The sequence below is a fragment of the Peribacillus sp. NPDC055009 genome (genome assembly GCF_053608705.1).
Genome location: NZ_JBSGVZ010000012.1, coordinates 69313 through 92043, shown reverse-complemented (window position 1 = coordinate 92043; position 22731 = coordinate 69313). Strand labels below are relative to the sequence as shown.

The 22731-nt window shown below is 40.6% G+C and carries 19 protein-coding genes; 2 read left to right on the top strand and 17 right to left on the bottom strand.

Translation table 11 applies throughout. The features are described 5' to 3' along the window. Positions 1–112: 112 nt before the first annotated feature. Complete coding sequence (gene yppF / locus ACWF5P_RS18060) at positions 113–295, top strand: YppF family protein (protein WP_101221929.1); 183 nt, start codon at positions 113–115, stop codon at positions 293–295. A gap of 213 nt (positions 296–508) precedes the next feature. On the opposite strand, the gene ACWF5P_RS18055 is transcribed toward yppF, so the two are convergent. The 8 genes from ACWF5P_RS18055 to ACWF5P_RS18020 form a co-directional block, all read right to left on the bottom strand. Then, positions 509–1834, bottom strand: a complete 1326-nt coding sequence (locus tag ACWF5P_RS18055) for a GntT/GntP/DsdX family permease (RefSeq protein ID WP_101221928.1) — start codon at positions 1832–1834, stop codon at positions 509–511. Positions 1835–1894: 60 nt separating this feature from the next. Further along, positions 1895–2617 carry a GntR family transcriptional regulator gene (locus ACWF5P_RS18050; RefSeq protein ID WP_452445134.1) on the bottom strand — a complete coding sequence of 241 codons (723 nt, stop codon included), beginning with the start codon at positions 2615–2617 and terminating at the stop codon, positions 1895–1897. 16 nt (positions 2618–2633) lie between these two features. Continuing rightward, complete coding sequence (locus ACWF5P_RS18045; protein WP_452445133.1) at positions 2634–3647, bottom strand: sugar kinase; 1014 nt, start codon at positions 3645–3647, stop codon at positions 2634–2636. After that, positions 3640–4395: a 2-dehydro-3-deoxy-phosphogluconate aldolase gene (dagF, locus tag ACWF5P_RS18040; protein ID WP_452445132.1), complete on the bottom strand. Its 756-nt coding sequence runs from the start codon at positions 4393–4395 to the stop codon at positions 3640–3642. Before dagF ends, ACWF5P_RS18045 begins: the two co-directional genes overlap by 8 nt. After that, entirely contained in the window at positions 4392–5501 is a 1110-nt protein-coding gene (locus ACWF5P_RS18035) for a DgaE family pyridoxal phosphate-dependent ammonia lyase (RefSeq protein WP_452445131.1), read from the bottom strand. The genes dagF and ACWF5P_RS18035 overlap by 4 nt, the downstream gene beginning before the upstream one ends. Further along, on the bottom strand, positions 5479–6582 hold the full coding sequence (locus ACWF5P_RS18030; RefSeq protein WP_452445130.1) for an amidohydrolase/deacetylase family metallohydrolase: 1104 nt from the start codon (positions 6580–6582) through the stop codon (positions 5479–5481). Before ACWF5P_RS18030 ends, ACWF5P_RS18035 begins: the two co-directional genes overlap by 23 nt. A gap of 909 nt (positions 6583–7491) precedes the next feature. Then, positions 7492–9081, bottom strand: a complete 1590-nt coding sequence (locus tag ACWF5P_RS18025) for a long-chain-fatty-acid--CoA ligase (protein WP_452445129.1) — start codon at positions 9079–9081, stop codon at positions 7492–7494. Positions 9082–9372: 291 nt separating this feature from the next. Then, positions 9373–9819: a MarR family winged helix-turn-helix transcriptional regulator gene (locus ACWF5P_RS18020; protein WP_101221922.1), complete on the bottom strand. Its 447-nt coding sequence runs from the start codon at positions 9817–9819 to the stop codon at positions 9373–9375. A gap of 122 nt (positions 9820–9941) precedes the next feature. Between ACWF5P_RS18020 and ACWF5P_RS18015 the strand changes: the two genes are divergently transcribed. Continuing rightward, positions 9942–11129 carry an MFS transporter gene (locus ACWF5P_RS18015; RefSeq protein WP_230176380.1) on the top strand — a complete coding sequence of 396 codons (1188 nt, stop codon included), beginning with the start codon at positions 9942–9944 and terminating at the stop codon, positions 11127–11129. A gap of 466 nt (positions 11130–11595) precedes the next feature. Here ACWF5P_RS18015 and ACWF5P_RS18010 read toward each other — a convergent pair whose 3' ends face one another. The 9 genes from ACWF5P_RS18010 to murQ form a co-directional block, all read right to left on the bottom strand. Then, positions 11596–12639: an oxidoreductase gene (locus ACWF5P_RS18010; protein ID WP_402942536.1), complete on the bottom strand. Its 1044-nt coding sequence runs from the start codon at positions 12637–12639 to the stop codon at positions 11596–11598. A 45-nt stretch (positions 12640–12684) separates the two neighbouring features. Beyond that, positions 12685–13113, bottom strand: coding sequence for a DUF1801 domain-containing protein (locus tag ACWF5P_RS18005; protein WP_230176382.1), 429 nt, complete (start codon positions 13111–13113; stop codon positions 12685–12687). 337 nt (positions 13114–13450) lie between these two features. After that, positions 13451–14926, bottom strand: coding sequence for an N-acetylglucosamine-specific PTS transporter subunit IIBC (nagE, locus tag ACWF5P_RS18000; RefSeq protein WP_452445128.1), 1476 nt, complete (start codon positions 14924–14926; stop codon positions 13451–13453). A 190-nt stretch (positions 14927–15116) separates the two neighbouring features. Beyond that, positions 15117–16355, bottom strand: a complete 1239-nt coding sequence (locus ACWF5P_RS17995) for an exo-beta-N-acetylmuramidase NamZ domain-containing protein (RefSeq protein ID WP_434169465.1) — start codon at positions 16353–16355, stop codon at positions 15117–15119. 13 nt (positions 16356–16368) lie between these two features. Then, positions 16369–18309 carry a glycoside hydrolase family 3 N-terminal domain-containing protein gene (locus ACWF5P_RS17990; protein WP_452445127.1) on the bottom strand — a complete coding sequence of 647 codons (1941 nt, stop codon included), beginning with the start codon at positions 18307–18309 and terminating at the stop codon, positions 16369–16371. Positions 18310–18520: 211 nt separating this feature from the next. Continuing rightward, positions 18521–19531: a MupG family TIM beta-alpha barrel fold protein gene (locus ACWF5P_RS17985; RefSeq protein ID WP_434169463.1), complete on the bottom strand. Its 1011-nt coding sequence runs from the start codon at positions 19529–19531 to the stop codon at positions 18521–18523. Continuing rightward, a complete protein-coding gene (locus ACWF5P_RS17980) occupies positions 19528–20898 on the bottom strand; it encodes a PTS transporter subunit EIIC (RefSeq protein ID WP_101221916.1) in 1371 nt (456 codons plus the stop codon). Before ACWF5P_RS17980 ends, ACWF5P_RS17985 begins: the two co-directional genes overlap by 4 nt. 32 nt (positions 20899–20930) lie before the next feature. Continuing rightward, positions 20931–21788 carry a MurR/RpiR family transcriptional regulator gene (locus ACWF5P_RS17975; protein WP_101221915.1) on the bottom strand — a complete coding sequence of 286 codons (858 nt, stop codon included), beginning with the start codon at positions 21786–21788 and terminating at the stop codon, positions 20931–20933. An 11-nt stretch (positions 21789–21799) separates the two neighbouring features. Continuing rightward, positions 21800–22708: an N-acetylmuramic acid 6-phosphate etherase gene (murQ, locus tag ACWF5P_RS17970; protein WP_230176577.1), complete on the bottom strand. Its 909-nt coding sequence runs from the start codon at positions 22706–22708 to the stop codon at positions 21800–21802. Positions 22709–22731: the final 23 nt, after the last annotated feature.

Sequence of the window (22731 nt, the reverse complement as noted above, 5' to 3'; positions counted from 1 at the left end):
CCTTTATTTGTATAAATATGTCGATAGTTAAAATATTCAAAAAATGATATTTTTTTGAATACCCATGTTATATTGTTAATGGAAAAAAATACTTGTCAAGTAAGGTGAGTGTGTGAATATAGAAGTTTTAATTCTCCATTATATTCAGGAAAAACGTCAAAAGCCTAACCATGCCAATGAATTATTGGATTATATTCAGAATGAATATGTAAACGGCAAGCTGTCAATCTTGCAATATAAAAGTCTCTGTCAGGACTTATATCTTCGAGGAGCCAAACAAACGTCACCCGGATGAAACTACACCCTTGTCAATAGTAAAAATAACTACGATTTTGAATGAATTTTATTACTATTTTTTCTGCAACGACCTATCTTTAAGAGTACAGCCGGTCCTTTTCTTCCTCCCCAGTATGTTCATAACTAAATAAAAGCCTCCGTGATTTGTCACAACAAGACAGTTCACGGAGGTAAATGCTACATAATCAGGTTTTGCAAAAATTTTCTTTAATTATATGAATATATCGAAAATTAAAACCAAACCGAATGCCACGAAGGAAAGTAATGTTTCCATCACTGTCCATGTTTTGAAAGTTTCTTTAACGGTTAATCCCATGTATTCTTTTACTAACCAGAAACCGGCGTCGTTAACATGGGAAAACATAAGTGAGCCTGCTCCCGTGGCAATAACGAGCAATTCTAGATTAACACCCGTCATATTGGCAACGACCGGTGAAACGATCCCTGCCGCCGTGGTCAAAGCGACGGTTGCAGAACCTGTGGCAACCCGGATTAATCCGGCCACAAGGAATGCAAGAACGATTGGGGACAAAGAAATTTCCTCAGACATGGAAGCGATTGCAGTCCCTACGCCACTATCAATTAAAATTTGTTTGAAGCCTCCGCCAGCACCGATAATAAGGATTATGGAAGCTAATGGCAATAAGCATTCTTCCGTCAACTTTTTAATTAGCGATTTGTCCATTCCCTGTCTGTAGCCCAAGAAATAGTAAGCTGCAAAACAGGAGATTAATAGGGCGATCACTGGACTTCCGATAAACAATAAGATTTTTTCAATGGAACCCGGTATCGGCAGATAAGGCGCCACTAAAGTTAAAACCATCAACAATACCGGCAATAGGATGATGAAGAACGAAACTCCAGTGCCTGGTAATCCACTTGTCTTTGTTTCCACCCGGATCAATTCCGGTTCTCCGACAGGAATAACCCGTTTATGAATCCATTTTGCGAATAGTGGTCCCGCAATAACAGCAGTCGGGAATGCAATGATCAATGAGTACAGAAGTACTTGTCCCATGTTAGCATTATAGATTCCAATAGCTGTCATGGCTCCAGGATGTGGAGGTACCAGCCCATGTACGATCGATAAGCCAGCAAGTACTGGAATACCAATTAACAAGATGTTCACTTTGGTAGATTTCCGAATGGAAATGACCAAAGGAAGCAATATTACTAAACCAACCTCGAAAAATACCGGAATGCCAATGATGAAACCAGATAAGAGCATGGCCCATGGCAGTTTTTTCACACCGAATTTATTAATGAAAAAGTCAGCAACCTGCATACCAGCTCCAGAGTCGGACATCATCTTTCCTAAGATGGTACCCAATGCCAATATTCCAATAAGGTGACCAAGGACCGCTCCGACACCCGTTTCATAAGCCCCAACAATCTTGTCCATTGGCAGTCCGGAAAAAACCGCTAAAAATAAACTGGCTACAGTCAAGCTAATGAATGCATGCCATTTCCACCATGATACCCCCAAAATAACTATTACGATTGCTATCAGCGTGATTCCTAATAAATATAGATCCATATGTTCTCCCCATTCCCAAGAAATCGCTTACAATCAAACCAACCAATACAATAAATAGGATTATTGTACCGGCTCGTTATATGTCACAATGTAGTTCTGTTTAACCGTGTTGTAATATCCTTCACTGTATTCCATAACATTTCCGTCCCCATCACTGGAAATCCGAATCCTCTTTAGTACTGGACTATTGTTTTCGATTTTCAGTGTTTCGCAAATGTGATCCGGAGCGATAGCAACGGCAAACTCATCTCTGAAAATTTCAAGTTTGACGTTTTGATCTTCCAAAAAGCGGTACAAAGAATTGATCTGGACCTCTTCTATTTCTTCTTGGTTTAAATCCAGTGAAACATAATGTGTAAAGTAAATATAAGGCTCATTGTCCAATAAATATATCCGTTCAATACTTAAGCAATGGTCACCAAATAAAGAATGCAGCTTAGAGTCTGAAGAAAGGTCAACATGACTTATGTTTAACACCTTTTTTAAAATGGAGTGCCCTTCCTCCACCAAAAGCTCTGTGAAACGCTTTCCTTTGGAAAGTTTGACAATCGAACCATTAGCTATGACTCTAGTGCCTTTGCCGCTTTTCTTTTCAACATACCCCTCTTGAACGAGTTCTTTGATTGCATTACGGACAGTGACCTTACTTACGTTAAATTCTTCTTCCAAAAGAGGCTCAGAGGGAATGTTTGTGTCGATGGCATAAACCCCATGTAAAATACGATCCTTTAATATTTCTTTTATCTGTAAATACATCGGTCCATTTTTTCTGTTCACATTCATTCCTAATCTCCTGCCTTTATCTCTTAATATCTTCCATTTTACCTTCCATTGCCGAGAGTATCTCCTTTTCGGTTGCCAAAGGAGTATCTCCAACGACAGTACATGCCAGCATTCCTGATACAGCCGCAAACCGAACTGTCTTTTCAGGGGAATATCCTAGCAATTCGCCATGCAGGATTCCGCTTGTGTAAGCATCGCCTGAACCTATTCTATCATATACGGAAAATGATAGGATATCGGAAAAGTAAAATGTCTCTTCTTTGTATATATACCCCCTCAGTGTATGGCTATTATCACTGTTGATTGAACGATGTGTCCCTGCTATCGATTGAATATTGAATTTCTTGGCCACTTCAGGGATCAACTCAATAAGCTGCTCTTCCCTTGTGGAGCCTTCTGACTTCATTCCTAAAATATATAGGGCGTCTTTCTCATTCATCATGACGATATCAGCCAAAGAAAGCATTTCTTCATAATGAGGCTTTGCGTCAGAATAACCTCCCTCCCATAAAGAGGGACGGTAATTGCAATCGAAACAGACTGTACCGCCTTTTTCTTTGACTTTTCCAGCCAGCGCCTTCATACTTTCCCGTACATTTTCCGCCATTGCAAGCGTGATTCCGCAAAAATGGATAATATCCGTACTTTCCGAAATCATATCCATATCATAATCGGATAAGGTGGCTGTATTAAAACTGCTTTCCAGTCGATTGGAATATGTGACACGGCTCGCCCGCTGTCCAAATCCATTTTCCAAAAAGTACATCCCCATGTATTTGCCGCCTCTGGAGATGTAGCCCCTTCCAATTCCTAAGCGCTGCAAAGCTGAGATCGCTGAATCCCCGAGGGGGTTATCCGGTAACTTGGTCACAACATACCCATCATGTCCAAGCTTTGTCATCGCAGAAGCTACGTTTACTCCCGTGCCTGAAAAGGAGTATTGCAGAGTGTTAGCCTGTGATAGTAATTCATACCCTGGTACCTGCAAACGCATCATAACTTCCCCGAATGCCACAATCCTTTCAGGCATATTTTTCAACCAATTTTTTTGTTATGTCCAATAATTTCCGTACATCCTCATCATTCGTTTTACCAGTCTCTTCATCGATGATAGAAGAATATACATGGGGAATGACTTTAGGCACTTTTGCTTCTAATGCAATTTCTAAAATGGTCTCGAAATTATTTAAATCGATTCCACCTGTTGGTTCCAAAGCAAATCCCTCTTCACCACAAGCTTTTGCCACAGCACGATATTCAGCTTCATGCTTCAGGCCTTTCATCGGAAAGTATTTTAATGCATTTCCTCCCATATCACGAACAAGCGCAATGGCAGCTTTTATAGGCACAATGGCAGTTTCACTTGCACCTGCACTTACTGGACCAGTGGAGATATTCACATAACCGACTTTCCCAGTTGGAGAAACAAGTGAATTTATCCAGCTATCCTTCTCACCTAAATTGGCCCTGGTGGCACCAACAGCCGGAAAAACCTGGTTAATATGACTACCTGGATAGTATTTTGCTATTTCTGCGACAACTGCTGCCTGTCTATTATCGCCCGCGCCCAATCCTATTGAAACGGCCTCATCAATGGCTTCTCCGTATTCTTTCATTGCTGTAACACCAGCTTCCACAGTTGGATAATCCTTTGAGAGTACACCCACCAATACATGGCCTTCCGCTGCTTCAAAGACTTCCGCTGCATTTTCTACACTATTTGCAAGTACATTTAAGGCTACACGATCATTCAATAACCGTTTGTTTATGTTTGTCATCCTTGTTTTCCTCCTAATATTGTTCTTAATTGTGCTTCAATGACATGTATATCATCACCTTGCAATGGACGCGGATCTATATCGAAAAAGCCTTGCCGAATCCCATAATCACGTGTATAAATGGCAATATCCCCATTTTTGAGCTGCTCGTTCACTTCTTTCGCCGTTATTTCCGTTATCAAAGGATCAATGGAAATGCGGGCTCTATAAATGGCACGGCCGGCTTCATCCTGTACTATCGTTACTTTTACGCCATCAATGGAGTCAAGTGATGTGAGAACTTGTAAACTAGCCTTTTCTTTTTCGCTATTATCTGTCTTGTCAAAATACTCATCCAATGCCTGAAGCAGCCCAAAGGTAGTTTCCTTTCCAACCTTCATGCTCCTTCCGATACAGTGCAGTTGAACCTTTACCCATTCGATATATTTTTTTCTGCCAGCAACGATACCTGATGTGGGTCCTTCGATGGCTTTTGATCCACTATAGATCGCCAAGTCGGAGAATTGTATATATTTTTCCAAATCCTCCTCAGCTGCTGCATCGACAATCAGAGGGATATTATTCATTTTGGCCACTTCCCACGCTTCTTCGACCGATATCATATTTTTCTGAACAGCATGATGCGATTTCACATATAAAATGGCGGCAGTATTTTCATTTATGGCATCAGCAATATGCTCTGCCTTCCCTTCATTTGCATACCCAACTTCCACCAAATTTCCTCCACCAAGGTAAATCATGGTTTCAACTGGTGCACCATACTGAACGTTATGGCCTTTCAGCATGATGATTTCATTCTTTTGAATGGGATCTTGATGAAGCCTTTCACTTTTCCTTCTGTTTCCTTCAGTCACGATCGCCGCTACGGAAAGCGCAATTCCACTTGATGCTGAGTTTACGACGACCGCTGCTTCGGAATGAAGCAAATTCGCTATATGCTGGCCTGACTTATCGACTAAATCAGAAATTTCAACATAATTTTGCCCACCTTTTTTCATCGCGTCCATCACTGTGTCAGTTGGGGCAGAAACCCCCAATATGCTCATTCTTCCGCTTGCATTGATGACTCTTTTCAAACCGTATTTAGCGTTCAATGAATTCTCCATTTATAACCACTCCTTTTACAGCAACTCTTTTTTCTGCCATCCTTTTTTCACCTTCGGAATCAACTAAAAGAGTCGGCCCATTCTCGATCGAGAATAAGGTCAAGTTCGCAATATCCCCAGTTGAAATCCTGCCAAGCTCTGGTTTATGCAACCAAGCTGCTGCATTGACCGTAACGGCATCTATTACTTCTTTTAATGGATAACCGAGGTACAAAAATTTTGTAAGCACATTTGCCATATTAAAAACTGGCCCATTCTCCCTGTTTTTACGATATATATCCGTACTGATCGTATTGAAACGGATCCCCCGCTTTTTTGCCATTTCGGCAGTTTTAAAAGAAAAGCTTGCCGTTCCATGACCTACATCCAAATGAACACCACGTTCAATCGCCTTACTTAACTCAGGCAGTGGCTCTTCTCTTACATCAAATAAATTATTCGCTTTACCATTTAAGAAATGTGTAATAATGTCCTTTTCCTCAAGTAAACCAAGGACTTCCTTAATATCAGGCGGCCCTGAACCGATATGAACCATTAATGGTAAACCAGTTTCAGCCGAAAACTTCCTAGCGATTTTTAATGGCTCGACACCATTTGGACCAACCACACTTTTACTTATTCTCGCTTTAAGTCCAACGATAAACTCCCCGTACTTGGAAATTGCCTTCCTTAATTCCCCTTCGTCCAGCCATGAAATATCCGATAACTCATCAATCCTTTTCAAACCTATCCGCGAAATATTCAGAAAGGCGAAAACATTCGTTTTGGAATTTTCACAACTGATAACCAGATCAGATATCCTATCTGCCCCCGTGCTTCCCGCATCGATGACCGTTGTTACACCAGTTTTATATCCAATCTCATCAACCTCATCACCATAAGGATCGAATTCCGGGAAAGCATGTACATGCATATCAATCCATCCGCTCGAAACATAAACTTTTTGATTATAATCTATTATCTTATTGCCTGTTGCAGTTCCGGGAAGTGCGATTTCTTTAATCATCCCTTTTTCCAGTATGATATCCGCTGCATTCCCCTCTAACATCTTTACATTCTTCAGAACTAACGTATCTGTCATTTCCCTCATCCTTTTCGATACTTCCTACCGATTGCAAGTACTTTGTATACGGTTACACTGAATAAGAATTCATTTCATTTCTCTTTACAAAAATAGATTATCATATTTAACTGAACTAATCAATATAACGTTATAATGTTTGTTTTAAGTTTACAGAATTTTTAATAGAATATCGTTTGTTTTTCTATGTGCTTCTTAGTTTCTTCATATAATATGATCTCATTAGGCTTTTTAAAAATTTTCGTGCTTTTCATAAAAAAGGCGGGAAGAAAAATTATCTATTTTTCTTCCCGCCCTTTTTTTAACGAATTCACAAAAATCCATTGATATAAGTTTTTTTTAAAAAAAACTAACTCTAAGTCAGACTAAAGGGGGTTTGAACATTGCCTCAAGACACTCGCTCCAATCAGCTTTGTTTCAAAATTTAGATAGAACCCCTTTTGTCTATAAACTGATTTAGATCCTTTTTTCTTTTTATTCAACCATAAAATTAATCCAATAATTATTGCTATAAATAAAATTAATATGTCTATGTTTTACATTTAAAATTAATTTCGATCAGCTATTATTACTGAGGACATCCTGATGCACTTGCTTGCAGTCCAAATAGTTTAATAGCAGCATATTATTCCGGAAAGCACGCCTATCATGCATCAGTTATGCTAGTTGTAATAAACCAAGTTTATCTAAAATACGTATATATATTACATTAAGTCAAATCTTTCATTTAGAAGCCCTCGTTAATTAATTTATCCCCTCCTAGTATTACAGAGGATATGTTGCTTTCCATAATATAAAAACCAAGAATGCTTATTTAAAAGCATTCTTGGTCTTGTTAATTGCCGTACTTCATTTGATTTACCTTTTTATGACACCCCCTCAATATATATCCCGTTCCGATGAAAGCCTTTAATTTACCTTTTTTGATCCTTTCCAATGGATTTCCCTCAAACGGTATTTTTGTAGCTTACCTGTTGCCGTTTTCGGTAAAGACTCTACGAATTCAACTTTTGTCGGTGCTTTAAAATGAGCCATTTTTGAGCGGCAAAAGGTAATGATCTCTTTTTCTGTCACTTTTGCATTGGGCTGCAGCACAATGATTGCCTTAGGCGTTTCTCCCCATTTATCGTCTGGGATGGCAATGACCGCAGCCTCCAAAACATCTGGATGATTATACAATACCCCTTCTACCTCTGTTGAAGAAATATTTTCCCCGCCGGAAATGATTAAATCCTTAGCCCTGTCCTGTATCTCAATATATCCATCAGGATAGGTAACTGCCAGATCCCCGGTATGAAACCAGCCATCTCTAATTGCTTCGGCCGTCTTTTCCGGATCCTTATAATATCCTTCCATTACAACATTTCCGCGAGTGATGATTTCCCCCAGTTCCTTTCCATCCCAAGCGACTTCTTTCCCTTCTTGATTGACCACCATCGTTTCCCCATTGAAAACCAATTCAATACCTTGTCTTGCCTTTATTATTGCTTGTTCGTCCGCCGATTTAGCTTCAAACTCATCCTTCCACTCGTTATATAGGATGAAAGGGGAAGTTTCTGTTAATCCATATACGTGGATCATATTCAAACCAAGGATTTCTTGTGCCTTTTGTATAAGCGCTGCTGCTGGAGGAGCACCAGCTGTTGCCATCCTTGGACGCACTTTGATATTTGTTTCCTTTGCTTTAGGATCATTTACCAACATATTGACAACAGTAGGTGCTCCACATAACAATGTAATATTATGACGGCTGAATAATTTGAGGATAAGAGGGGGATCGACCTTCCTTAAACATACATGGGTCCCGCCAGTAGCCGTTACCGACCATACACCTCCCCAGCCATTAGCGTGAAACATCGGCAAGGTATGTAAGTATACATCGTCATGCTTCACTCCAAGGTGATAAATGAAATTAGCGGCATTCATGTAATTCCCGCGATGGGTCAACATTACCCCTTTTGGTTTTGAAGTAGTTCCACTCGTGTAATTTATAGTCAAAAGTTGATTTTCATCGATTGTAACCTCTGGCAGACCACCATCATTTGCATGCAAAATGAAATTCTCATAGTCTATCCCAGGTAAAGTGGTTTCATGTCCTTCAACAGGCACGATAATGATTTTTTCCAATGATAGTCTAGTAATGATCTTTTCGATTGGAGCGGTGAATTCTTCATCGACTATCAACATTTTTGAATCGCTATGCTTGATGATATATTCCAAATCCTCTGCAGCAAGCCTATAATTCAAAGGAACCATTACCGCTCCCATTTGACAAATGCCATAAAAACATTCCAACATATAATGCGTATTTGGCAACATTACTGCAATATGGTCGCCTTTTTCAATTCCCGAAGAATGCAATGCTTTGGAAAGTTGATCTGTTCGCTGCCCGAATTCCTTATAAGTAAACTCTTTCTCTTCATCAATGACTGCCACTTTTTGAGGATAATATTTTACGGCCCTGCGCTTCCAATCCATTGGAGTTAATGGGGAAAACATTTTACCATCTCCTTCTTTTCAGATTCTTTGTATTCAGCACCCTGCCTGGTTCGTCATGATGAATCCTGAGAAAAAAACTTCTTATCCTTTTGATACATATTCATTTTCCAGCCGTCATATCTTCTTTAATGGATTACTTACACCAAAATAAAATCATTGAATGACGTTTTTATCTAAATATTTTTTAATTATTCTGATAATTAACCTCCTAAAACAGTGAAATTCACTGCTTTAATAAATATATAGTGCATCTTCATTCTATTATAATGGAAACTGTACACGTCAGGAAGACTATATTTTATTCTCTATGCATGACGACAGATGTTCGGTAAGCTTCCCAACGATTTGTTTGAGACGTTCCGTTTCCTCTCCATTTAGGACGCTATAAAAGTCACGAAAGATTTTGGTAAAACACTTATTGATGGAATGATAGGTATTCCTTCCACTTTCAGTGGATTGGATAAAAACTACCCGCCGATCATCCTCACTATGTACCCTCTCAATCAACTTCTTCCGTTCAAGCCGATCAATTAGTGCAGTTCCTGCCGCAGGTTTAATCTTCAAATGATTCGAAACATCTTTAACAGCTATGGATTCATTCAAGACTATTAATTGCAATGCGCGATACTGTACAGAAGTTAAATCATATTTAACCAATAACGGTTCAACCAATTCTTGTGATAGTCTGCTTAGTTCCCTGATCTCTAGATGTAAATTATACAATTCACTTGAATTCATGTTTGACAATCCTTTCTTATTGACACTATCTATCTAAAACTATAACATAATTAACGTATCAAAAAATTAACCATGCGAATTAAATTGGTTATTGATTTTTTAAAGAGAGAGAGAGGCTGTCCATGTCAGCAGAACAACGCAAAAAGATCATTATCCTCATGATCAATATGTTTATAGCAATAGGAAGTTTCGGTATCATCATTCCCATTTTACCAGCATACCTGGCCTCCATTAATCAAGGCGGAACCGCCGCTGGCCTAATGATCGCCATTTTCGCGGGTGCACAACTTATCTTTTCGCCAATTGCCGGAAAATGGACTGACCAATTCGGGCGCAGAAAAATGATTATTTATGGATTGGTCGGTTTGACATTATCCATGTTTATTTTTTATGCAGTCAATTCCATTTGGTTATTATATGCTTCACGTATCATCGGCGGGATCGGGGCAGCTTTGCTTATACCCGCAATTTTTGCTTATGTAGCCGATATCACCACATTTGATCAACGCGCCAAAGGCAATAGTTTAGTATCTGCCGCCATGTCCCTGGGAATTGTAGTCGGTCCGGGAATTGGAGGTTTTTTAGCTGACTTTGGCTTGAAGTTTCCCTTTTTGATTTCTGCTCTGGTATCCCTATCAGCTGTTGTATTTTCGATTTTTGTTTTAAAAGAAAGCGAAACGGCACAGGTTCCACAATCCATGGATGCAAAAACTGAAACAATGATTCGGAAGATTGCCTTATCCGTGAAAATGCCTTATTTCATCCCACTCATCATTACTCTTGTAATGAGCTTTGGCTTAATGGCATATGAATCTGTAATTGGTCTTTATCTTGATAATCAATTCAATTCAAGTCCTAAGGACATCGCCGTCATGGTTACAGCCACCGGTATCGTCAGTGTAATAGTGCAACTGTTTGTCGTCGACCGGATTGTACAGCGTTTCGGGGAAGTGAATGTGCTGAATATCTTTATCAGTGTTGCAGCAATCGGTTTCCTTCTATCACTTTTTGCTACAAGTTACCTGATTTTCTTTTTGATTTCGCTTATCATCTTCCTTTCCACTTCCATCTTGCGTCCAGTTCTTAACACACTGATTTCCAAGATGGCAGGGAATGAACAGGGCTTTGCAATGGGTATGAATAATGCGTATATGAGCATTGGAAATGTGCTCGGACCTACACTTGCCGGAATGATGTATGATGTCCACATTACCTACCCGTTCATGTTGGGCCTTATCCTTTTATTCATTACTTTGATGATTACCATGGCTTGGCAAAAGCGATCACTTCATGCGAAGGCATTATCCTAGAGCTTAGAAGGCATTTCAAGTTTCATGCCTTAACAAAACCCCCGAGTAGCAGCCGCCATTCGGGGGTTTTTCATTTATGATTTTTATATCAATTGAAATCCTCCAAAACTGTATATTCACGAGTAAAAGTTAAATCTCGCGGATATTCCCTCCATTTTCCGGAAGCAGCTCTAAATCTTCCGTAACATTCAAATTCACGAGTAAATGGATGAATCTCACGAGTATTTGATCCGAATTCACGAGTAAATGGCTCTAATTCACGAGTAACGCTTCAATCTCTTGGATATTCGCTCCATTTTCATGCGGAAACAGCTCAAAATCTTGCGTAACAATCGAAACCATTTGCTTCTTAAGTTAATGATTTTATTTGACCAAAACAAAAAGCGGCCTTTTTCCTCTAATAGAGAATAAGGCCGCTTATCATTCAGTTTTTCTCATTTATATTGTTATTAGGGGAAAATGATTTTCATTTAATATATACGGCTTTTTTCCCTTTACTGCTTTCAAAAGCTGCATCAATGATTTTAATGACCGATAATCCCTCTTGGGCGGTTACTGGAGCTTTTTTTCCGCTCAATATACTATCTGCAATTGCCTGGTAATATGTTAAATAAGATCCATTCAGTGTTTCAATGGTTTCATGTGTCTCATTTTCACCTTCAACCGTAACCAGCTTACCATAGAATTCGGGTTCATCTGCACCCCAAGAGTCATCCAACGGTTTTTTCCCCTCACTTAGGGCTGCCTCTTGGCAGTCAAGACCGTACTTGATAAATGATCCTTTACTTCCATGCACCTGATAGCGCGGTCCATTAAACGGAACGATTGAGCCTGAATGCAAGATAACTCTTAGCTTTTCATATCCTAATATTACATGGAAATAATCATCCGTTTCTGCATTTTCTTTTTGGGAAAATACATCTGCCCAAACGAATTGCGGCAATCCAAACAAATGAAGTGCTTGATCGATGAGATGTGATCCTAAATCATAAAGCATGCCTGATCCCGGACCTGGTTTTTCCCTCCATCTATCCCTGACCACAGGCCGGTATCGATCATAATGGACTTGGTATGTATTGATTTCCCCAAGCACTCCATCATCCATAAGTTTTTTCACGGTCAAAAAGTCATTATCCCATCTCCGGTTATGATAGACACTTAATAGCAGATCCTTTTCCTCGGCAATCTTAATGAGCTCCTCCGCCTCCCAAGCTTCCACTACCATTGGCTTTTCAAGAATGACATGCTTCCCTGCTAACAAGCTTTGCTTGGCCATTTCATAATGTAAACCACTCGGTGTCGTAATAACAGCCAAATCAATGGATGGGTCTTCAAGAATCTCCTCTAAGCTGCTTACCACTTCAACATCTTTCAAATCTTTTTGGACTTTTTCCTTATTGGAGCTGACAACTTTCGCTATTTGAAACTGCCCTAAAACACTTAGTAACGGCGCGTGAAAAGTAGCTCCTGACAATCCGTATCCAACTATGCCCACTTTAATTTTTCTCATTTTCGTTCCCACTCGCTTTCTTGTTCCTCTTAAACATACATTTTATTATATTTCATTGTCCGGGTATGTATCTCTCAAAAACTTGACAGATTGATTAATCAATTCTTTCAATACGTTAATATCGATATCTGCCACTTTATTGATGTACACACACGCTTTTCCGGAAGTGTGTTTACCAAATGCCTGTAACAATTCTTCTCTTTCTTTGTCTCCCGTAGCAAAATATAAACTGATTTTTGCTTTTCGAGGCGAGAAGCCTACCAGGGGGGCATCGCCTTCGTGACCTGATTCATATTTATAATGATAGGTACCGAACCCAATTATGCTCGGTCCCCACATCTTTGCCTCATAACCTGTCGTTTCGGTAAAAACATCCAACAATTCGTATGCATCTTCACGTTTTTTCGGATTATCGACGTTCTCAATGAACTCAATGACACTACTGTCAGTTTCTTTGGTTTTTTGTTTATACATGACCGGAACCTCCCTTTTATTAAAAGGTAGAAAAAATTCATAAGATATCGCTTGCACAGTATTTTAGATTGATATGTATACAGCCTTCATCATCGATGTATCAATGATTGGCGGATCTTCATTACTAGTTCTCCACGCTTCATGGCAAATCCTTCATTCAATACCCTTATATATTATAGAACATTGATTCGTTTTATTCTATTTTAAGAGCAGAGTTATATAGATAAATCTTTTGTGCGTTAAAAATCGGTACTTATCATAAAAATCTCTACGATCAGAAAATATAATTCTGATCGTAGATTTTTGCATTAAAAGGCAAAATGCAGTTTATCCAGACCTATTGCCGCCGGATTTTTTCAATTTCATCAGCTATGAATTGTACCTGTGTCCCTACGATGACTTGAATGCTTTGGGGACCCACGATATTGATTCCAGCAACCCCTGTTGATTTGATTTTATTCTGATCGACAGCTCCCATATTTTCCACTTCAACTCTTAAACGGGTAACGCAGTTATCTAAAGATGTAACGTTTGCGTCTCCGCCTAATCCCTCATAAATAGCGGAAGCCATTCCAAAGAATTTACTCTCATTATTCCCGCCTTGACTGCTGTCTGCTTCCGCAGTCGCTCCTCCGCCATCAAGCTCATCTTCTGTATCATCTTCTCTGCCGGGAGTCATTAAATTGAACCTTGTAATCAAGAATCGGAATAAGAAATAGTAGATGACAGCAAAAGCCAGTCCTTGAAGAAGTAGCATATACGGTTCATTTGCCAATGGCAACCTTGAACTTAAAACAAAGTCAATGAATCCTGCACTAAAACCGAAACCTGCTGTCCATTGGAAAGTCGCAGCAATAGCTAATGATATTCCTGTTAATAAGGCATGCACAACGAATAGGGCTGGTGCAACAAACATGAAAGCAAATTCCAACGGTTCAGTAACGCCTGTGAAAAATGAAGCGAAACCGGCTGCGAGCATTAATGAGGCAACTTGTTTTTTCTTCCGTGATTTTGCCGTATGGTACATGGCAAGAGCTGCTGCCGGCAAACCGAACATCATGACGGGAAAGAATCCGGCTTGATACATGCCTGTGGTTCCTTTTATTCCTGTTCCAGCCCAGAATTTACCGATATCGTTAAGTCCTATCACATCGAACCAGAATACCGAGTTTAACGCATGATGTAAACCTGTTGGTATCAAAAGCCGATTAAAGAATCCATAGAGTCCTGCTCCAGCAGCTCCTAATTCACTTATTCCTTCCCCAAATATAACTAACCAGGAATAGATGAGCGGCCATACGAAGAATAATAATAGGGAAACCAGTAACATGACAACCGCAGTAAGGATCGGGACAAGGCGTTTACCGCTAAAGAAAGCGAGTGCATCCGGCAGCTCGACCTTACTGAACCGATTATACATAGCTGCCGCTATAAGGCCCGAGAGGATTCCGACAAATGCATTTTCTATTTTCACAAATGCTGGATTTACATCTTTTGCATCAATTCCCTGCAGCATCGCTACAGAGTCCGTGGAAAGCAATGTCGTTACAACCAGATAGGCTACCAGCCCGCTTAAAGCGGCGGCTCCATCTTTTCCTTTCGACATCCCCAACGCCACTCCAACAGCAAACAAGATAGCCATATTGTCTATAATCGAAGAACCTGCTTTTATTAAGAAAGCCGCTAATGGACTTCCCGCTCCCCATCCTGCCGGATCTATCCAATAACCGATCCCCATTAAAATGGCGGCTGCCGGCAATACGGCTACTGGCAGCATCAAGGAACGTCCAATTTTTTGAAGATATTTTTTCATCCCGCTTTCCTCCTGTCAATTACTATTTAGGGCAAACCCCATATTCTATTAGACAGCGGTTCCTTCCATTTTAGAACTTCATTTCATATATAAAGTTGGCTATATTCAGGAATAAAGTCTTAGCGATTTACTCCTCGATCAAAAGTTCATAAAAAAAAAGAAAAGTCCAACCGGACTTTTCTTTTTTCACTTATTTATAGAGCAAGTAGTTTTTACGAATTTTTTTAAAAGCATCCTGCTTTACTTGATATTCCTTCATGATTTCATTTACTGATGAACCTTCTTCAATTCTGGACATTACCCAGCCATTGCCAATCAATAAATTGAAATTTTTGGCTGCAAGGAATTCGAAATCATCAGGATATAGATCCTGAATGGTCTTGATGATGTGAAGTCCAGTAGGGACAGCCTTGAATTCCTCTCTATCCGTTATATAAATTTCCACTCCGTGGCTGAGTTTACCTGCATGTTTTGAAAATGTAGGTGTAAAGGAGGCTGCCCTGAATTTTACGCCAGGTAACCTTAATTCATTTAATTTCCCAGCAAGCTCATCACTGTTTATATAAGGAGCACCAATCAACTCGAATGGTTTAGTCGTCCCTCTGCCTTCCGAGACATTCGTTCCCTCGATCAAGCCTGTAGCCGGATATACGAAAGTAGTGGAAACTGCGGGCATATTCGGTGACGGCAAGACAAAAGGGAGACCAGTATCATCATAGTCCATATCTCGCTTCCAGCCTTTCATCTTGATGACCTTTAGATCTGCACCAATATTAAATTCCTTATTGAACAAAGTCGCGAGTTCCCCAACTGTCATCCCATGCTTTAGCGGTATTGGGTACAAACCGACAAACGATGAGAATTCAGGTTCAAGTACCGGCCCATCTACCGACTCCCCGCCCTGTGGGTTCGGCCGGTCCAGCACGATAAAGGGGATATCATTTTCTTTGGCTGCTTCCATTGCATATGCCATCGTGTAGATATAAGTGTAATAGCGTGTTCCGACATCCTGGATATCAAAAACAAGGACCTCCACATCCTTTAACATTTCAGGCGTCGGTTTTTTCGTTTTGCCATATAAGCTATAAACAGGCAACCCTGTTTTTTCATCAATATAATATTCAACGCTTGCACCAGCTTGCGCATCTCCACGCACTCCATGTTCAGGACCAAATAACGCTGTCAAATTAATGTCTGGATCATCATGAAGTAGATCGACGATGCTGGTTAATTTTGAATCGATGCCAGTTGGGTTCGTAATCAAGCCGACTTTCTTTCCGCTTAACACGTTCTTTTCTTCTTTTAAAAGGACTTCAATACCGGGACTGACCTTTTGTTTTTTCTTCTCTTTAACAGCGGTTACACTTTTTGAGGAAACAATGCCGAAAGTCAACAGACAAATGGTAAATAGGATTATCATTCTTTTCAAACTGCTTCCCTCCCTATTTTCTAATGGGTCTTCCAGATTTAATATCTAATCCATATCCAAATTTATAAAGACTTTCAGAGGGCTTAATTACTGATGGTATATCAACCGGCAACGTACCTTTAGGTTTTGATACTCCAAAAATGGCCGAAATTCCTGCCGGGATATTCGGCTGTCTATAACGCCCATTCGAATACCCTTTGAACCCGTAAACAGCAAGAACCGCTTTCGCTTCTTCAAAGTTTGCAACATCATAAGGGTTTCTTAAACTCATTAATACAAATTCTTTATCTTTCTTATTAGCATGATTCATGACCGCTCTAGGGAAGGCTGTTGCCCACTTCGAAGAATCTTGAATGCTATCATCGATCACTCCATCATTGACAGCCGGATCGTTTTTGACAACATAGGAACCAGTTATGACAAAGTCCGATTCATCAATGAGCCTTGCCACTTGATCAGTAAATGACTTTCCTGAAAAACTCATACCCGTTATTTGGACTTTCTTTATTTTCTTTTTATCAGCTAATTCGCTGATGCTCCTGGACATGGATTCAACTTGGTCATCAAAAGGAGCAAGAATTAAAACTTTATCATTTTTCTTAGGTTTGAAAGGTAATGTTTTGTCTTCATTTTTCAATAAGGTGATGGCATCTTCCGCGATTTTCCGTTCTTTTTTCAAATGATCTTCATTCCCTACCACTTGAAGCGCGGTTTCGATTTTTTTATCGATCGGAGTTTCATCAGGGTTTAATATCCCTCTTTTCACTTTTAGTTCAAGGATCCTCGTTACAGATTGGTTGACTTGATTTAGAGGAATTTCCCCGCTTGCCACTGCTGCCTTCACTGCATTGAATACAGAGGTTAAATTCTTTTCCATTTGAAGCGAATTAACCTGTGCAGGCATCAATGCAATATCAACACCAGACTTCAGGGCAAGGACTACGGCTTCTTCCTGTCCGAAGTTGTCCGCGATGGCTTTCATATTCAATGCATCTGTAACCACAACACCGTCAAAACCCATTTCTTCACGTAATAGACCCGTAATGACTTTATGTGACAACGTTGCAGGAACCATAATCTCTTGACCGTCTTTTTTACTGATATAGGTAGTGTCATCGAATGCAGGAAACTGAACATGTGCAGTCATCATCATATCAACTCCAGCATCAATGGCCCTTTGGAAAGGCATCAACTCGATGGAACGCAACCGTTCTTTATCATGAGAAACAAGGGGAAGACCATAATGACTATCGACTGCTGTATCTCCGTGGCCGGGGAAATGCTTGGTCGTTGCTATCGTGTTCTGATTTTGCAATCCTTTTATCGTTTGAATGCCCAGCTTTGCTACAAGTTCCGGATCAGAACTGAAGGAACGAACGCCAATAACGGGATTTCCAGGATTATTATTGACATCGACAGACGGCCCGAAATTGACATTTATGCCAAGTGACGACAGTTCCTTGCCAATGATTTCTCCGGATTGATAAGCATAACTTTCTTTTCTGGCTGCACCAAGTGCCATATTTCCAGGAAGGTTCGTTCCAGTTTGAAGGCGAGTTACGATTCCACCTTCCTGATCAATCGTTATGAACAGCGGAAGGTACGGGCTTGCCATCTGCAAACCATCGGTGAGCCGTACCGTTTGTTCGGTATCGACTACATTCTCTGCAAACAGAATAACACCGCCCAGATGATATTTTTTGATGATGCTTGCAACTTCTGAGTTCATTTCAATAAACCCCGTCGTCTTCGCTTCTCCTTGTTTTTGCCAATTACGAAAATCAGGCATGAGCATTTGACCGACTTTTTCATCGACTGTCATGTTTGCTACGATTCCCTGAATATCCGATACTTTTTTTTCAGTCTCTGATCCTTTTGCTGTCGCATTCCCTCCCAGAATGGATAAAACCAAGAATAATGCTATTCCAGCAGGGGCACATATCCTTTTTATCATTTAGGCTTCCTCCCTTGTATACTTTCTAGCTCTGTTAGCAGCAATTCCATAACCACTTTCATGAAGGGGTATAAATGAATGGAAAAGAACTATATAGATCCTATAAAGAAACCAAGGCAGCATTGGGAATCCCGTCTGCCGCCTCTTTTAACAAGCCATCATGAAATATATCCTATTATCCCCGTATAATTGATTCATAGAGCCCAATTGGTCACTCAATTATAAGTTTTATCGTTTGACCAGGCTTTAGAAGGGACAGCAAGGGAATATCTTCTTCTATAATTCGCCCAATCACATTAACTCGGTGATTTGCTTCTAGGTCTCTCTTGCAAATTTGGACCTCTCCCCGATACCTCCCGTAACCATCATTGTCCATCGTTATGGATCCAAGGCTGCGTGCAACTGTATTACTCGGCTCAACATTTGCTGTGACCCGGGTATTCTGCAGCCGGAAAACATCTTGAGAAACATCTGGCCTCAATTCGTACTGACCGCTTTGTAAGAGTCGGGATTCCGCTCTAACAGTTAGAATATTTTGATTTTTATAGGCAATCAGATTCTCAAGCAGATTATTCTCCGTTCCTTGATCTCCAACGTAAACTCCTTCCACATGCTGAAACAGCTCGATACCGGCAGCGTAAGGATTCATCAACCTGTGTTTTTCAAGCGTTGGAAGACCTTCATGAATTGGACCGCGTTTACTTCCTGCACCTGGGATGAAAGCAAAGATCGGAATGCCGTATTTCTTGAACATTTGATTTTGTTCATGAAAGAATTCTTCCCCAAGGCCCGTTTCAGGCCTTGGATAAAAGTTGTGCCAAGCTATCAGACTTTCCGGTTCCACACCGCCTCCAAGCACGGCTAAAAGTTCATCCTCATTCAACGTGCTTGCATTCAGTGAAAGTGAAAACACCTTGGATAAGGATATGACCGTTTCTTTATCAAATCCATCATCAAGGCGAATACCTTTAATACCTAATCTCCATAAATCCGTAAATTTGCTAATCCCCAAATGATCAAGCGTTTTTATTGAGATATCTGCATGGATTTCCATTCCGCAGGACTCTGAAAGCTTTAAAAGCCTGATCATTCTCTTTACCAGTTCGCCCTTTTCTTCAGGAATATGAAGCGAGGTAAATGCTCTCTTCACTCCCAGGTCAGCAGCATGTTTGATTTGTGTTTCTGCATGCGGGTCTTGTAGATAAAAAGAGATTCCGATCACTTGAATTCAACCGCCATTTCATCATTAAATCCAAACAGATACGTAAAAATAAATCCTGCTATATAGGAAATGAACAGTCCAGCGAGGAACAGAGCGATTTGATTTGGATGAACTAAAAAGGTAAGCGGCAGTCCGGACACACCGATGGACGACGTTGCGATTCCGAATTGAGCCTGGAATGCTCCGCCTACTCCTGCACCTAAACATGCCGTTAAGAAAGGCCGGCCCAATGGCAGGGTCACTCCAAATATTAGAGGTTCGCCGATACCTAGCATCCCGGAAGGAAGGCCTCCTCCGATTGCTCTCTTCAAACTTGCTTTCTTCGTTTTCATATAGATGGCAAATGCCGCTCCCACTTGGCCCGCGCCACCCATCGCCAAAATGGGAAGCAGTGGATCATCTCCAATCGAATTTATCAATTCTAGATGGACAGGCGTTAAACCTTGATGTAAACCAGTAATGACGAGAGGGAGGAAGGCTGCACCAAGGACGAATCCAGCTACAACACCGCCGAAATCCAATACATTCAATAACCCAGTCGTAATGGCATCCGATAAAAACCCACCTACCGGCATAAATACAATGTAAGTGACAATCCCAGTAATGAGTAAAGCGATGGTTGGCGTCAAAATGATATCCAGTGATTGAGGAATGAATTTCCTGACCTGTTTTTCCACCAAGGCTATGAAAATAGCTGCAAAGAGGACTCCTATCAACCCACCGCGGCCAGGGAGCAAATTTTCACCGAACAATGAAATGTCACCGACAGCGGGGTTGATGACCAAAATGCCTGCAAGTGCACCTAGTGCAGGTGATCCACCGTATTCTTTTGCTGCATTGGTCCCAACCAAAATCCCCAAGTAGGCAAACAGCCCCGATCCGATAACGGTTAAAATGATGGCTAATTGTGATTCTGCTGCTAGCCAGCCTGCTTGAACGATTGCTTTTGTAATACCGGTTATCAAACCTGATGCCACTAGGGCGGGAATTAAAGGGATGAAAATACTTGCAATCCTGCGTAAAAAAAGTTTAAAAGGTTTTGCATTTTTCCTATCAATCTCTGATTTATTCTTCGAGGCTACTTCCTTTAAGTTCAAATTGCCTGAATAATCTTCCAAAAGCTTTTCAAATTCTGCATGAACCTTGTTCACCACGCCTGGACCGAGGACGATTTGTATCGTTTCCTCTTCAATGACGCCAAAAACGCCTTCAGTATTTTTTATATCTTCCATTTTTACTTTAGAACGATCGATTGGCAATACCCTTAGTCTGGTCATACAATGTGCAGCATCGGCAACATTTGATGCCCCGCCTAATTTCCCCAATAATTCTTCGGCTAAACTGGCGTACTTATCCCCCTTACCCATTCAAAAGCCCCCTTTGTCAAATCTCGTATCAATCATTTATATCGATCTGTCATCGATTTAATGGCAGACCTGGTGTTATCAATATATTGGACAGTCTCTTCATATTGCTCTGAAGCCATCCCCAAAAACAAAATGTCAATCATATATAATTGTGCCAATCGTGAGGATGTGGCTGCACTTCGAAACGGTGCTTCATTCGAAAAGGATGTATACAGTGTAGCGTCACACAAAGAAGATACCGTTGTTTGGCCATAATGAGTCAGCCCAATCGTCTTTACCCCACGTTCTTTTGCCAGCTTCAATATATTGACAACTTCAGGTGTTTCCCCTGAGAATGAAATGGCAAAAACGATATCATTTTCATCAGCATTTGCAATCAAGGTTGCAACTAAATGCATATCTGTAAAAGCCGTTGCCCCTTTATTGATGCGAAGTAATTTTTGCTGAGCATCAGCCGCAACTATATTCGAAGCACCGACACCGCAAAAGTGGACAGTTTTAGCATTCAGCATCAGCGTTATCGCATGTTTGAGATTATCGTGATCGATTATTTCAGATGTGTCCCGGATGGTCTGAATCGAATTACTCGTTGTTTTCTCAACAATCCGATACAGTGATTCGGAAGGTTCAATATCCCGGTAGCCCTGTTCAACGGTCTTCATCAAATCTCCAGCAATCCTTATTTTCAGATCTTGAAATCCTTTTATGCCAAGCGACTTACACAACCTAATAACAGCAGCCCCGCTTGTTTGGGCAGACGTACTTAATTCCTGTACAGTGCTGTTCACAACTTCATGAGGATTCTTGAGAATATATTCTGCTAGTTTTTGTTCAGATTGCGGCAGCTTGCTCAACATTGTCTGTATGATTGATAATCCTCCTGTAGCCATTTCTTCCCTCCTTAATCTTCATAGATTGAGATGGCTTTTCTGACATCCCCATCAGCATTTTCCAGTAACTCCATTGCTTTTTCATAATCTGTTGCCGTTTTTATCATGACAATCGCTGGCTTAACTTGATTATTTGCCTTTTCAAGCGTATTCAATGCTTGATCATAGTCAGCATTCGTTACAGTTTCTATGATGCTTATTGCACGGTCCTTCAGTTTTTGATTACTGACATTTACATCTACCATCAGATTTTCATAGACTTTTCCCAGCCGGATCATGGTTGCCGTTGAAATCATATTGAGTACCATTTTATGTGCGGTTGCGGCTTTCATTCTCGTGGATCCTGTTAACACTTCCGGTCCGACAACCACTTCAATCCCTATATCCGCTGCTTCTGTGATGCTCGCGTTTTTATTGCATGATAAAGCAACCGCTTTAGCCCCGACTTTTCTTGCATAACGTAAAGCGCCCTTCACATAAGGGGTACGACCGCTTGCCGCAATGCCAATAACCGTATCATTTGCTGTAAGGCCCACATCCATCAGATCACATTCCCCAAACTCTTCTTTATCCTCTGCTCCTTCAACAGCCCGAACAAACGCCTTTTCCCCTCCTGCGATTATTCCCAGTACCCTATCAGGCGGTGTGCTGAAAGTCGGGGGACATTCCACTGCATCAAGCACACCGAGTCTTCCGCTCGTTCCTGCTCCGATGTAAATGAGTCTCCCCCCTTTTTTTAACGATTCGCAAGCCCATTCAACCACCGTTTCAATTTCTGACAATACCTCCTCAACCGCTGCTGCCACTTTAAAATCTTCTTTGTTGATTGCAGAAATGATTTCCATCGTATTTACACTGTCGATATTCATTGTCTTTTCGTTCCGTAATTCAGTCGTTAATGAACGCAAATGTTCTTCCATAGACAATTAAATCCTCCCATAAA